The sequence below is a fragment of the Mycobacterium pinniadriaticum genome (assembly GCF_026242045.1).
GTDB lineage: Bacteria > Actinomycetota > Actinomycetes > Mycobacteriales > Mycobacteriaceae > Mycobacterium > Mycobacterium pinniadriaticum.
Genome location: NZ_JAPJDO010000009.1, coordinates 33,487 through 46,706, shown reverse-complemented (window position 1 = coordinate 46,706; position 13,220 = coordinate 33,487). Strand labels below are relative to the sequence as shown.

13 protein-coding genes and 2 pseudogenes are annotated in these 13,220 nt (G+C 68.4%); 6 read left to right on the top strand and 9 right to left on the bottom strand.

The annotated features are described in order from the left end of the window. Nucleotides 1-150 precede the first annotated feature (150 nt). The 6 genes and pseudogenes from ORI27_RS33130 to ORI27_RS12555 form a co-directional block, all read right to left on the bottom strand. Nucleotides 151-393 (bottom strand): annotated as a pseudogene (locus tag ORI27_RS33130) (DNA-formamidopyrimidine glycosylase family protein); the annotation flags it as partial. A 22-nt stretch (nucleotides 394-415) separates the two neighbouring features. Beyond that, nucleotides 416-805 (bottom strand): phage holin family protein, encoded by a 390-nt coding sequence (locus ORI27_RS12575; protein ID WP_265997291.1) that lies wholly within the window; start codon nucleotides 803-805, stop codon nucleotides 416-418. A gap of 29 nt (nucleotides 806-834) precedes the next feature. Then, nucleotides 835-2,061 (bottom strand): alpha/beta hydrolase family protein, encoded by a 1,227-nt coding sequence (locus ORI27_RS12570; RefSeq protein WP_265997292.1) that lies wholly within the window; start codon nucleotides 2,059-2,061, stop codon nucleotides 835-837. Between the two features lie 18 nt (nucleotides 2,062-2,079). Beyond that, nucleotides 2,080-2,814, bottom strand: a complete 735-nt coding sequence (gene cobF, locus ORI27_RS12565; protein ID WP_265997293.1) for a precorrin-6A synthase (deacetylating) — start codon at nucleotides 2,812-2,814, stop codon at nucleotides 2,080-2,082. A 10-nt stretch (nucleotides 2,815-2,824) separates the two neighbouring features. After that, complete coding sequence (locus ORI27_RS12560) at nucleotides 2,825-3,988, bottom strand: MFS transporter (RefSeq protein WP_265997294.1); 1,164 nt, start codon at nucleotides 3,986-3,988, stop codon at nucleotides 2,825-2,827. Next, nucleotides 3,985-6,324 (bottom strand): heavy metal translocating P-type ATPase, encoded by a 2,340-nt coding sequence (locus tag ORI27_RS12555; RefSeq protein ID WP_265997295.1) that lies wholly within the window; start codon nucleotides 6,322-6,324, stop codon nucleotides 3,985-3,987. Before ORI27_RS12555 ends, ORI27_RS12560 begins: the two co-directional genes overlap by 4 nt. Before the next feature lie 113 nt (nucleotides 6,325-6,437). Between ORI27_RS12555 and ORI27_RS12550 the strand changes: the two genes are divergently transcribed. Further along, on the top strand, nucleotides 6,438-6,920 hold the full coding sequence (locus ORI27_RS12550) for a DUF2231 domain-containing protein (RefSeq protein WP_265997296.1): 483 nt from the start codon (nucleotides 6,438-6,440) through the stop codon (nucleotides 6,918-6,920). Here the strand turns inward: ORI27_RS12550 and ORI27_RS12545 are convergent. After that, nucleotides 6,917-7,783, bottom strand: a complete 867-nt coding sequence (locus ORI27_RS12545; protein WP_265997297.1) for a M48 family metalloprotease — start codon at nucleotides 7,781-7,783, stop codon at nucleotides 6,917-6,919. The genes ORI27_RS12550 and ORI27_RS12545 overlap by 4 nt on opposite strands. 11 nt (nucleotides 7,784-7,794) lie before the next feature. Then, the gene (locus ORI27_RS12540; RefSeq protein ID WP_265997298.1) at nucleotides 7,795-8,172 is read right to left on the bottom strand and encodes a BlaI/MecI/CopY family transcriptional regulator; all 378 of its coding nucleotides are present in this window, start codon (nucleotides 8,170-8,172) and stop codon (nucleotides 7,795-7,797) included. A gap of 110 nt (nucleotides 8,173-8,282) precedes the next feature. Between ORI27_RS12540 and ORI27_RS12535 the strand changes: the two genes are divergently transcribed. After that, entirely contained in the window at nucleotides 8,283-9,149 is an 867-nt protein-coding gene (locus ORI27_RS12535) for a TIGR03619 family F420-dependent LLM class oxidoreductase (protein ID WP_265997300.1), read from the top strand. 3 nt (nucleotides 9,150-9,152) lie between these two features. Here the strand turns inward: ORI27_RS12535 and ORI27_RS12530 are convergent, their stop codons facing one another. Next, a complete protein-coding gene (locus ORI27_RS12530) occupies nucleotides 9,153-9,944 on the bottom strand; it encodes an enoyl-CoA hydratase/isomerase family protein (RefSeq protein WP_265997353.1) in 792 nt (263 codons plus the stop codon). A gap of 42 nt (nucleotides 9,945-9,986) precedes the next feature. Between ORI27_RS12530 and ORI27_RS12525 the strand changes: the two are divergent. The 4 genes and pseudogenes from ORI27_RS12525 to rnhA all read left to right on the top strand — a co-directional run. Continuing rightward, nucleotides 9,987-10,106, top strand: a pseudogene (locus ORI27_RS12525) (type II toxin-antitoxin system Rv0910 family toxin); the annotation flags it as partial. A gap of 119 nt (nucleotides 10,107-10,225) precedes the next feature. Beyond that, the gene (locus ORI27_RS12520; protein WP_265997301.1) at nucleotides 10,226-12,100 is read left to right on the top strand and encodes a propionyl-CoA synthetase; all 1,875 of its coding nucleotides are present in this window, start codon (nucleotides 10,226-10,228) and stop codon (nucleotides 12,098-12,100) included. Next, nucleotides 12,100-12,726, top strand: a complete 627-nt coding sequence (locus ORI27_RS12515) for a VOC family protein (RefSeq protein WP_265997302.1) — start codon at nucleotides 12,100-12,102, stop codon at nucleotides 12,724-12,726. The genes ORI27_RS12520 and ORI27_RS12515 overlap by 1 nt, the downstream gene beginning before the upstream one ends. Continuing rightward, nucleotides 12,723-13,187 carry a ribonuclease HI gene (gene rnhA, locus ORI27_RS12510; RefSeq protein ID WP_265997303.1) on the top strand — a complete coding sequence of 155 codons (465 nt, stop codon included), beginning with the start codon at nucleotides 12,723-12,725 and terminating at the stop codon, nucleotides 13,185-13,187. Before ORI27_RS12515 ends, rnhA begins: the two co-directional genes overlap by 4 nt. The last annotated feature ends 33 nt before the right edge of the window (nucleotides 13,188-13,220 follow it).

Sequence of the window (13,220 nt, the reverse complement as noted above, 5' to 3'; positions counted from 1 at the left end):
GGGGACCTTGGCCGGATCGTCGACGATCCACACCGCGAGCCGCTTCTGGGTGCCCGCCTCGGTGAGATCGAACCCCACGCCGTCGCCGAGGTGTACTCGAAGGCCGATCGGCCCCTTGCCGGGCTTGAGCGGGGCCGCGGAGAGTTTGTCGCTCCATTTGAGCCAGCCCGCCCGCGATAGATGGGTGATCAGCCAGAGGTCATCGGCTTGCAGCCCGAGATATTTGCCCCAGCGCGCCGCGCCCGTCACGGCGCGCCCGTGCAGCGCCGTCGGCGCGGGATCGAACGTCTTCAGCACCGACAGTGCCGCGACGTCGACGCGGCCGACCGGCTTGCCGACCGCATGCCGGCGTAGATGGTCGGCCAGGGCCTCGACTTCGGGAAGTTCGGGCATGTGTCAAGGCTAGCCGGGCCAGTTACCGGTCGGCGTCTTTGAACGGCAGCGAGAACACCCAGCTGACGATCGACAACACGATCGCGGCCCAGATCGCGGTCCACCAGAACTGGTTGATCTGCAATCCCCAATGGGTGGTGTGCTCGGTTATCCAGGCGGTGATCCACAACATCAGCGCATTGATGACGATGTGGATCAGCCCGAGCGTCAGGATGTACAGCGGTATCGACAAGACCTGAACGACCGGTTTGATGATCGCGTTCACCAGGCCGAAGATCACCGCGACCACCAGAACGATGCCGACCCGCTGCAGCGGCGTCTCGCCGCCGACGAAGTTGATGCCGGGCACGATCAGTGTGACGACCCACAGCGCCAGTCCGGTAACTGCGGCGCGAACGAGAAACGGTCCCATGTGGCGATCTTCCCAGACGACGGCCGCGGTCAGGGCCGGGAACCGACGATCTCGTCGAGCCAGTCGAGGGTCACCGCGTTGGACAGCGTAAGGTTCCCGAGCTGGCAGTGTGTGTCGGCGCCCTCAGCCGAAGTGAACATCCGCCCGGTGACCCTGCCACCGGCGCGTTGGCAGAATTCTTCGTACTGGCGGATCGGCTCCCCGCCTTCCCCGGTACCGACGAGTCCCAGCGCAGGACAGCGGATCTCCGCGGGATCGACGCTGAACTGACGCAGATGGGCGAACGTGCCCAGGAATGTCGTCTGGCCGAACCGTCGGATCAGTGACCGCGACATCTCCTTGATCGTCGGGGGCATCTCTTCGTCGGGGATTTCGTCGATATCGGTGAGGCTGAAATCATCCTCGGGACGCAGAACCTGTTCCGGGTCGCCACCCATCGCCGCGACGAACGACACCATGTACGCCCGTAGGTCGATGACCGGTGAATTCGCCACCAGTGCAGCGATTCTCGATTCGTGGGCGGCAGCCCGGGACACGAAGTACCCACCGAAGCTGATACCTAGCAGGGCCAGCCGGCCGGCATCCACCCCGGGGCGGGCCAATGCCATATCGATCCAGGGCGACACCCAGCTCTCGGTGTCGGGAACGAAGTGCGTATCGGGTTCGGTTCGCGCGGTGTCCATTTGGCCGGGGCCACAGATCATCATCACGTTCCAGCCGCGCTGAAGCGCTGAAACACCGATCTGGAAGTAGGTCTCTTCCAGCGTGCCGTCGAACCCGCTGGTCGCGACCAGCGTCGGGGCGGGGTCAGGCGATGCCGACAGCCAGTAGCCGGGCAACCGCTGACCATTCCACGGCAACCACAGCTCCTCGATGTGAACCGGGTCGTATTCCATTGCTGACCCGAAAGCGGCCCGGCTGGCCAGCCCGAGATCGACATGACGTTGGGCACCGAAAGGCGAGAAGTACTCGGCCGCACGAAAGCTGTTGGCGGCGTGCAGGTACCGTTCACGCGCGCTGACCCGGTGCCCCGCCGCGGCATACTGCTCGGCCTCGGCGCGCTGGCGCTCGGCGAGCGCGGCGAACGCGTCGGTCCACCCCTGTCCGTCACGGATCTGCGCGGCCACCGCGAGGCATTCGCCGACCGCCGCCCCGCCGTAGACAGCCGACCCCAGATGACGGAGCAACTGGAAGTCGAGCTCGGGATCCTCGAAGCCGGTAACTCTGGTTGTGCTACGAAGCGTCTCACCACCCACCCGTACGACCGTAGTCGACTACGCCCTCAGGAGGTAGGTGTCCATGATCCAGCCGTGCCGTTTCCTGGCATCGGCCCGCAGGGCCGCGATACGCTCGCCGACCTCGCCGACGGTGCCCGCGATCAGCAGCTCGTCGGCCGTACCCAGGTAGGCGCCCCACCAGATCCGGGTCTCAGACGGGCACGTCAGGAAGGAGCAGTCCCCGTCGAGCATCACGACGGCCGAGCCGGCCAGGCCGCTGCTGCGCAGTTGCCGCCCGGTGGTGATCAGGACGGGCTCGCCGACGTCGTTGAGCGGGATGCGATGACGTGCGGTCAGCGCCTGCACCGCGGTGATCCCGGGGATCACGTCGTACTCGAGTTCGACGTGATGCGCGACCTCGTCGAGGATCCGCAGGGTGCTGTCGTACAGCGACGGGTCTCCCCAGGCCAGAAAGGCCCCGACACCGTCGGGCCCCAGCTCGTCCTCGATCGCCCGAGCCCAGAGCTGGGCGCGGGCGAGGTGCCAGTCGGCGACGGCCTGGGTGTAGTCGCCTTCGGCGGCGCGTTTCGGATCGGGTAGCTCGACGAAGCGGTAGCGCGGCTCGTCGACGAACCGCCGGCAGATGTCCCTGCGCAGTGCGACGAGATCACTCTTGGCCTCGCCCTTGTCCATCGCGAAGAACACTTCGGTGTCGTTGAGCGCACGGATCGCCTGCGACGTCACGTAGTCGGGGTCACCGGCTCCGATGCCGATGACGTGGATCGTGCGCATGCGGGTCAGCCTATCGACAGCGCCGCACGACCGTCGGCGCCAGGAGCACCACCGCGAAGCACCCGCCGATCACCCCGGAGACCAACAGCGGAAGCCGCCCGTCACTGCCCCACAGCAGCCCGGCCCACAGCCCGGCCGCCAACACCGCGAACCCACTGGCACCTTGGAAGACTCCCTGCGCGGTGGTCTGCCGGTCCGCGCCGACGAGGGTGGAGATCCACGCCTTGCCGACACCGTCGGTGCACGCGGTGAACATCCCGTAGGCCGCGATCAGCAGCCACGCCGCGACCCGATCCGTGGTCAGCCCCAGCCCGATGTATCCGACGGCGAAGAACACCAGCCCGAAGCCGAACACCACCGACTGGGGCAGCCGGTCGGCCAGCACGCCGGCCGGAAAACTACCCAGGGCATAGACCAGGTTGTAGCCGACGTAGGCCAGGATCACTTCGACGACCCCGAAACCGATCTCGTTGAGCCGCAACAGCAGCAGCGCGTCCGGGAAGTTGACAGCACCGAAGGCGACCAGCAGCCCGGTCACCCGCCAGTACCGTTTCGGCAGTTCCCGTAGCCCGCGAAAGATCGGCTGACGGGTCGTCGACGGAATCATCCGCCGCGGCTCGCGTACCAACACCACCAGCAGCACGGACAGCACCGCGGGGACGATCGCGAGGTACAGCAGCGGCGGTATCCGGTGGTCGAGCAGCTCGTAGCCGGCCAGTCCCACCAGGGGACCGACTACGGCGCCGAGGGTGTCCATCGTTCGGTGGAAGCCGAACACTTTGCCGCGCAACGACTTGTCGATACCATCGACCAGCAGCGCGTCTCGTGGCGCCCCCCGGATACCCTTGCCGAGTCGGTCGACGACGCGACCGGCCAGCACACCGGGCCAGGCCCCTGCGACGGCGATGATGACCTTGCCCAGTGCGGCCAGCCCGTAACCCGTTGCGATCAAGGGGCGTTTGGCAAACCGGTCACCCAGTGGACCGACCGCGAGTTTGGTCAGCGATGCCGCCCCCTCTGCCGCCCCCTCGATCGCGCCGACCACCGACGGCGGCGCACCCAGGACCGCGGTCAGATAGATGGGCAGCAGCGGATACAACAGTTCACTGGCGGCGTCCTGCAGGAACGACACCGCCGAGAGAACACGGACGTTGCGGGTCAGCCAGGACGTCACGACTCGTCTGCCACGTTCAAGAAGGCCGGTGCGAGCACGAAGAAGTTCTCTTCCTCCTGAACGAAGTGCAGCCGGAGCAACGCATACAGACCGTACAGACAGGCCATCAGGTCCTCACTCTGGTCTCCCCGCACCGCGGCGGCCTCGTCGGCGAGCTCACGGTGGGCGTGCAGGCGTTGCGCGAGACGGTGAATCTCGGCGTGCATGCGGCTCATCGTCGCGGTGGCCTCGGTGCTGCCCAGCGGTCGGGCCAGCTGCGGGTACAGCGCGCTGTCCTCGGCGTCCTCGTGCGGAAGCAGCGTGTCCTGCAGGAAGGAGTCGGCGGCGCGGAGCGATACCAGTGCCTGTGCCGACTGCCCGGTTGCGAGGTAGTGGGCGGTGTCGCGCAGCAGGGACAGATCGTCGCGCATCTGGTCATGCTCGGCGGCGAACCGCCGTACCAGGGCCTCGGCGTCGTGGCTCAGTGGGGGCAACCCGTTGTGATCGTCGCGGAGCGCCCGAAGCGCGTTGAGAATCACCGCGAGGTCGATTCCTTCCTGCAGCAACGCTCCCCACGCCGGCGGCAGCCAACCGACCGCCGCGAATCCCATGGCTACCAACGACAGGCACATCCCCACCGCCGCGCTCTGCACCGCGATGCGCCGCGACCGGCGGGCGATCAGTTTCGCGTCGGCGAGCCGGTCGAGCCGATCGGAGGTGATCACGATGTCGGCGGCCTCCGAGCTCGCCGTCGCACCGCGGGCCCCCATGGCGATCCCGACGTCGGCGGCTGCCAGGGCGGGCGCGTCGTTGACCCCGTCACCGACCATGGCCGTGACGGCCCGTTCACTCTCGGCGCGCACCCGGGCGACCTTGTCGGCCGGGGTCTGCTGCGCGGCCACCTCGTCGAGACCCAGGACGGTACCGATCTGTTGCGCGGGCGCGGGCCGGTCGCCGGTGAGCATCACCAGCCGGGCCATGCCGGCCATCCGCAACCGCCGCAGGGTGCGCGGCGCGTCGGGCCGCAGCGGGTCGGTCAGCAGCACGGCACCGGCCAGTTCGTCGTCGACGCGCACCCACGCCACCACAGCTCCGTCGAATGATGCCCGCGACAGCACCGCCGCCGCCCATTCCGGCACCGCTGCGCCAAGGCTGAGATTGCCGACGGAGACCCGCTTTCCGTCCACCGTCGCCGACACACCGATGCCGGCTTCCTCGGTGACAGCACTGGGCATTCGCAATGGCGCCCCGTGCAGCCGCGCCTCCTCGACGATCGCGGCGGCCAGCACATGCGGGGACAGTTGATCGGCGGACGCCGCCAGGGCGAGTACCTCGCCGATCGTCCAGCCCGGACCGACCACGACGTCGGTCCCGCGCGGGCGGCCCGACGTCAATGTTCCGGTCTTATCGAGAACCAAAGTAACTGCCCGGCCGAGTGTTTCGAGGGCACCACCGCCCCGGACCAGTACGCCGATCCGCGATGTCCGGGACAGCCCGGACACGATGGCGACGGGCGCGGCCAACAGCAGTGGGCACGGGGTCGCCACCACCAGGACCGCGACCGCCCGCTCGGGGGTCCCGCTGACGATCCAGGCCAGGCCGGCCACCGCCAGCGCCAACGGCAGGAACCAGGCCGCGACACGGTCGGCGATGCGCACCACCGGCGCCGACTCCGCCGCGGCCTGACGGGCCAGCCGCACGATCCCGGCGTAAGTACTGTCGGCCGCGGTGGCCGACGCCCGAAGTTCCAGTGCGCTGCCCGCGTTGACGCTGCCACTTCGTAGCGCCTCACCGCGGCCGCACCGGACGGGCACCGATTCGCCGGTCAGCGCGGAGTCGTCGAGCACGGCGTGCTCCGAGAGCACGATTCCGTCGACGGGTAGCACCTCGCCGGGGCCCACGACCACGACGTCGTCGACCTCGATGTCGTCCAGGCCGACCACCTCGACGCCGTCGGGTGTGCGTCTGCGCGCGGTGCGTGGCACCCGGTCGAGAAGCGCCCGCAGGTCCATGGTGGCCCGTCGCTCGGCCGCCGCGTCGAGCGCCTGGCCGGTGGCGAGCATGACGCCGATCAGCGCGCCCGCCAGGTATTCGCGCACCGCCAGCGCACCGGCGAGCGACAAGACGGCAAGGACGTCCACGCCGACCCGGCCGGCCCGGACGGAAGCGATGACCCACCACAAGGCGGGAAGGATGGCGGCGCCGGTGCCGACGATCCAGCAGGCATCGGCCACCAGATGGGCGCCGAGTACCCATGCCACCCCGCCGGCGAGCAGCGCGGTGAGCGTAACGGCGAGAAGTGCCCAACGCATGAATCCCCCGGCGAGACCGGCATTCTTCGGCACTGGGTCGTCCATATCAGCCATGATCTCCGGTGTGTGACGGCTTTTCCCGGGCTGCGGCAACTACTACAGGGTATGTAGTATTCGCGGCTGAGCCGCAGCCCACCCATCGGCAGGAGAAATCTCAGGTGTCGACGTTCAACGGTCTACCCGTCCATGCGCTGCTCGTGCACTTCATCGTGGTACTCGCACCGCTCACGGCGGTGCTGGCGATCCTGTGCGCGGTGTGGCCCGCCGCCCGCCAGCGCCTGGTGTGGCTGGTGGCGGCACTGTCGTTGGTGACGGCGGTGCTGACGCCGTTGACCACCGAGGCCGGTGAGTGGCTCGAGCACCGGGTGGGACGTACGCCGGCGGTGCGCACCCATGCCGAACTCGGCGAGACGATGCTCTACTTCTCGGCCGCGTTGGTCATCGCGGCGGTCCTGCTGGTGGTGGTGCACCTTCGGGCGGGGCGCGGGCGGGCGCTGTCCTCGGCCCTGTCGGTCGCCATCGCGGTTTTCGTCGTGGTGACCGCCATCGCGACCATCGTCCAGGTGTATCGCATCGGCGACTCGGGCGCGAAGGCCACCTGGGGCCAGGTCGCCCTGGTATCGCCGGCCCCGAAGAGCTAACCGAGCACCTGGTCCGCGGGCTCGCCCCGCTCGGGCGCGATCCGGTCCTGCGCGATATCGGCGATCACGACGAAATTGGCCGCCAGCGCCAGCACCACCGCGCACACCGCCGCCAACAGCCACCGGCGCTGCGGTCGAGGACCCGGCCGCCGCAGCGCGTGAACGCGTCGCATCACCTCGCCCGACTCCCCGCCGATCCCGACCCACGCCGGAGACGCCGTCGCCGAGCACAACAGCGCCGCCCTCGCGACCGCTCGCAGCGCGGCACCGCGATCACCCGCGGCGGCCCGCTCGTCGGCGGCCCGCTCCGCGGCGAATCGAACCGCCGCGCACCAGGAGTGCACGAGCGGGTTGAGGCGGGCCGCGGTGTGCACCGCCTGGATGAGCAGCCAATGCCGACCGGAGAGGTGGGCCCGTTCGTGCTCGATGACGGCGCTCAACTCCTTGTCGTCGAGCTCGGAAGCCAGCGCACTGGTGATGACGACCACCGCACGCCGACCCGGGACCGCGAACGCGTCCGGCATGGTCGAGTCGACCAGAAGGACGTCACCGACGCGGCCCGGACAATCCCGAAACAGTCTCCCGGCACGCAGATTCGCCCCGACCCGCACGCTGTGGTGCACGGCGCTCAGCGATGTCCACACCAGCGCAGCACCCAGCAGCACGGCGGCAACCCGGATCGGCACGGAACCGATGCCGATCGCGGTGGTCGCCAACGCCAGCGCTGACGTCCAGGTGGTGATCGCCAGCGCCACCGCCGTGACGGCAAGGGCTTTCGCCAACCAGCCCGGAGTGAACAGGACCGCCCAGCGCCGCAGCCACAACGTCAGCACCGCACCGACGAGCCACGGCGCTGCCAGCATCAGCCAGAGCATCAGGAGGCACTCGCGTCGTCGTCGGAGAGCAGTCTGCGCAGGGCCGCTTCATCGGCCGGGTCCAGTGCGGCGACGAAATTGGCCAGCACGTCGGCACGGTCGGGTGCCAGTCTGCGGTGCAGTTCGTCGCGCATCTTGATGGCGGTTCGCAAGGCGGGCAGCTCACCGGCGGGCACCGCGAGCGAATACCGGTACGCCCGGCCGGTCTTGGTCCGGGTGACCAACTGCTTGTCGGTCAGCCGGACCAACGCCGTCATCACCGTCGTATGCGCGAGGTCACCGCCCAGTTCCGCCCGCACCGCGGCGACGCTCATCGCCGGGTGGCGGCCCAGGACCGCGATGATGGCGTCTTCGAGACTGCCGGGTTGTCTGCGCACGGGCGTTCCTTTCCGCCGAAAGGATAGGCACCCCGGCGACCGGGCGCTCGGGTGGCACTTCGACCTGCGACCATAGCCCTGCGGGTAGAACACGTTCTACTATCGCGGGCATGCGATTCACCTATGCCGAGGCCATGACCGACCCCACGTTCTATATCCCCTTGGCCCAGGCCGCGGAGGCGGCCGGCTACCACGCGATGACGATCCCCGACAGCGTGGCCTATCCATTCGAGTCGGACTCCACCTATCCGTACACCCCGGACGGCAACCGGGAATTCCTGGACGACAAGGCATTCATCGAGTCGTTCGTGCTGACCGCGGCGCTGTGTGCGGTGACCACGACCCTGCACTTCAATCACTTCGTGCTCAAGCTGCCGATCCGCCCGCCCGCCCTGGTGGCCAAACAGGCCGGCTCGCTGGCCGCCCTGTTCGGCAACCGGCTGGGCCTGGGTGTGGGAACCAGCCCGTGGCCCGAGGACTACGAGCTGATGAACGTGCCGTTCGCCAAGCGCGGCAAGCGCATGGACGAGTGCATCGACATCATCCGGGGGCTCACCTCCGGCGACTACTTCGAATACCACGGCGAGTTCTACGACATCCCCAAGACGAAGATGACACCGGCGCCGTCGAAGCCGGTACCGATCCTGATCGGTGGTCATGCCGATGCCGCGTTGCGTCGGGCCGCCCGCAACGACGGCTGGATGCACGGCGGCGGCACCGAGGACCTCGACGAACTGCTGGCCAAGCTCAACCGTTACCGGCAGGAGGAAGGCAGCACCGGTGACGATTTTCAAATCCACGTGATCTCAGTCGACGCGTTCACCGTCGACGGGGTGAAGCGCCTGGAGGACAAGGGCGTCACCGATGTGATCGTCGGCTTCCGGATCCCCTACATCAAGGGGGCGGACACCGAGCCGCTGGACGCCAAGATCCGCAACCTGGAGTGGTTCGCCGAGAACGTCATGGCCAAGGTGTAACCGTCACAGCGGATCCCACTTCGGGGAGCGCTTCTCCCAGTGCGCCATGGCCGCCTCGCGCGGGTTGTTGGTGAAGCCGGTCAGGATCTGCGTCCGGTTCTCGATCTCCTTGGCGTGCCGCAGGCTCGGCGCGTCCAGGGCCGCGTTCAGCCCGGTCTTGGTCTGCCAGACCCCGAAGGCATTGTTGGCGGCGATGCTGCGCGCCATCGCCAATGCCGCGTCGGCGAGTTGGTCCTCGGGCACCACCTCGTGCACCAGCCCGATCCGGTAGGCCTCCGCGGCGTCGATGATCCGCCCGGTCAGCATCATCTCCCGCGCGGCGCCCGCACCGACGATCTTGGGCAGCAGATAACTCGTTCCCATATCCAGTGACGAGAAGCCCGCCTTGATGAACACCGATCCGAAACGCGCGGCCTGCGCGGCGATCCGGATGTCGCAATGCAGCGCGTAGGCGAGACCGCCGCCCACGGCCACGCCGTTGACCGCGGCGACCACCGGGACCGGCAGCTCGTAGAGCCGGGTCAATTGGTCGGCCAACCGAACCTGGGCGTCGTAGGTGGTCTTGAACTGCGCGCTCGCCGGTGCGGTCCACGGCTTTCCGGTGCCACTGAGATCGGCTCCGGCGCAAAAGCCCCGGCCGGCACCGGTGAGGACGGCGACCCGGTACTTCCACGAGCTCAGCTCGTCGAGGACGGCGTCCAGCCCGTCGATCAGGGCACCGTCGATCGCGTTGAGCACCTCCGGCCGGTTGAGGGTGACACCGGCGATCCCGTCTTCGAGGTCTTCGAATTCCACAGCAGCCATGTGCTGCACGTTAGCGGTGGCCCGTCGCCGTGCTTTCGCCTGCTCGCGGAACTGTCCGGCGGGCTGCTGAACGGCCCGATAGGCCGGTTGGTCGCCCGCCAGCTCCAATCCGAAGTGCAGAAATCGGTGAACAATCTCACCGCGCCGGCCTGATCGGGACCAGCCGTTCGGCGCAGATGCCGGTGCGTTCACCGACAAACCTTCGGGTAGCCGCCATCTGCGCCGCCTCCCCGCGCTACCGTGCTACCACCCAATGACGGGAGGAAGCGCCGATGGGCGGATATCGCGAACTGTTCGACGCCAGCGTCGCTGACCCCAACCAGTTCTGGGCGCAGGCCGCCCGCGCCGTATCGTGGTTCAAGGCGCCGCAGCGGATTCTCGACGACAGCAACGCGCCGTTCTACCGGTGGTTCCCCGATGCCGAGTTGAACACCTGCGTCAACGCCCTGGACCGCCACGTCGTCGTCGACGGTCGCGCTGATCAGACGGCGTTGATCTACGACTCTCCGGTCACCGGCACCAAGCGCACCTACACCTATCGCGAACTGCTCGACGAGACAGCACGTTTCGCCGGAGCGCTACGCGGCTTGGGCGTCGGCAAGGGCGACCGGGTGGTGCTGTACATGCCGATGATCCCCGAAGCGGTGATCGCCATGCTGGCCTGCGCACGCCTGGGCGCGGTGCACTCGGTGGTCTTCGGCGGGTTCGCCGCCCACGAGCTGGCCACCCGCATCGACGACGCGCAGCCGTCGGTGATCGTCTCGGCGTCCTGCGGCATCGAACCCACCCGGGTGGTGGAGTACAAACCGATGCTCGACCACGCCCTGGAACTGGCGTCGCACAAACCGCAAGCCTGCGTCATCGTCCAGCGCGACCGGCTCCGCTGCGATCTGGTCGAGGGGCGCGACGTGGACTGGGCCGACGTGATGGCCACGGCGAGGCCGGCCGACCCGGTGCCGGTGGCCGCCACCGACCCGCTCTATGTGCTCTACACGTCGGGGACGACGGGCAAACCCAAGGGCATCGTCCGCGACAACGGCGGCCACGCGGTGGCGCTGCTGTGGAGCATGCGGCACATCTACGACATCGACCCGGGTGACGTGTTCTGGGCGGCCTCCGACGTCGGCTGGGTGGTGGGGCACTCCTACATCGTCTACGGGCCGCTGCTCGCCGGCGCCACGACGGTGCTCTACGAGGGAAAGCCGATCGGCACACCGGATCCCGGTGCGTTCTGGCGGGTTTGCGCCGAATACGGGGTGAAGGCGTTGTTCACGGCGCCGACGGCGATCCGGGCGATCCGCAAGGAGGACCCGGAGGGCTCGCACATCGGCCGCTACGACCTGTCCGGCCTGAAGTACCTGTTTCAGGCCGGCGAGCGCCTCGATCCGGACACCTACGCGTGGGCGTCGGCAAAACTCGGTATCCCGGTGGTCGACCACTGGTGGCAGACCGAGACCGGATGGGCGATCGCGGCCAATCCGATGGGGGTGCAACATCTTCCGCTGAAGGCCGGGTCCCCGACCGTGCCGATGCCCGGCTATGACGTGCAGATTTTGCAGGTGGACGGCTCGCCGTGCGCGCCCGGCGAGGAGGGCGCCATCTGCATCAGCCTGCCGCTGCCGCCCGGCACCCTGCCGACGCTGTGGGGCGACGACGCCCGCTACGAGGCGTCCTATCTGTGCGAGCACCCCGGCTACTACCTGACCGGCGACGGCGGCTACCTCGACGAGGACGGCTACCTGTTCGTCATGGGCCGGATCGACGACGTGATCAACGTTGCGGGACACCGATTGTCGACGGGGTCGATCGAGGCTGTGCTGGCGGCGCACCCCGCAGTGGCCGAGTGCGCGGTGATCGGCGTGGCCGACGAGATCAAGGGCCAGGTGCCACGCGGATTCGTGGTGCTCAAGGCCGGAGCGTCGGGCGACGGCCTGGCCGAGGCTTTGGTGGCGTCGGTGCGCGACGAGATCGGTGCGGTGGCGTGCTTCCGGCTGGTCGATGTGGTGCCCGCGCTGCCGAAGACCCGCTCGGGGAAGATCCTGCGTAAGACGATGCGCGGCATCGCCCACGGTAAGGACGAGCCGATGCCGTCGACGATCGAGGATCCGGCGGTGCTGGACACGTTGCGGCCGATCCTGCGGGGTTGATGACCGTCACGATCGACGAATTGCAGGTCGCCGACCCGGCTGATCGCTGGCGCGCAGCGGGTTTCAGCGTCGATCCCGACGGTGTCTGCCGGATCGGCGAGGTTCGGGTTCGGCTGCTCGGACGCGGTAGCGGAATCGTCGGGTGGACGTTGCGGGGCCTGCCTTCCGACGGTGCGCTCGACGGTATCCCGACGATGCGGTCCGAGAGTGATCCCCCGGCGCCGGCGGCGCACCCCAACGGCGTGACCACAATCGACCACGTGGTCCTGTTGTCGCCGAACCTGAACCGGACCGTCGGCTCGCTGGCCGCCGTCGGACTGCGGCCGCGCCGCGAACGTGACGCCGAGCTGGGCGGGCAGCCGATGCGGCAGGTTTTCTACCGCCTGGGTCCGGTGATCCTCGAGGTCGTCGGCGCACCGGATGCGGCGGGCGACGACCCGTCGACCCTGTGGGGCATCACCTATGTCGTCGACGACATCGACGCCACCGCATCGTTCTTCGGGGACCGCACGCTGCCGGTGAAGGATGCCGTGCAGCCCGGCCGTCGGATCACCACACTGCGGAATCGGGATCTGGGCATGTCGGTCCGGACGGCGATGATCTCGCCGCCTATTGTCGGCGCATGACTTCCGATGTCGTTGTCATTCATACCGACGGCGGGTGCCGACCCAATCCGGGTCCCGGAGGCTGGGGTGCGGTGCTGCGGATGCGCGAGCACGTACGCGAGATGTTCGGCGGCGAGGCCGGTTCGACCAGTAACAACCGGATGGAGCTGACCGCTCCGATCATGGCTTTGGAAGCGCTGACCCGCTCGGTGACGGTGCACCTCTATACCGACAGCACCTACGTCCGCAACGGCATCACCAAGTGGGTGGCCGGCTGGCAGCGCAACGGCTGGCTGACCGCCGCCAAGGAGCCGGTCAAGAACGTCGATCTGTGGCAGCGGCTGCAGGCCGCATGCGCGCGACACCAGGTCGAGTGGTTCTGGGTGAAGGGTCACTCCGGTGTCGCCGACAACGAGTTGGCCGATCAGCTGGCGACGCGTGGACTACAGGAAGCGATCGCCGCGTCGGGTGTCACGATCTGACCTTCGCGATCACCCACCCGAAACTTGTCGGTA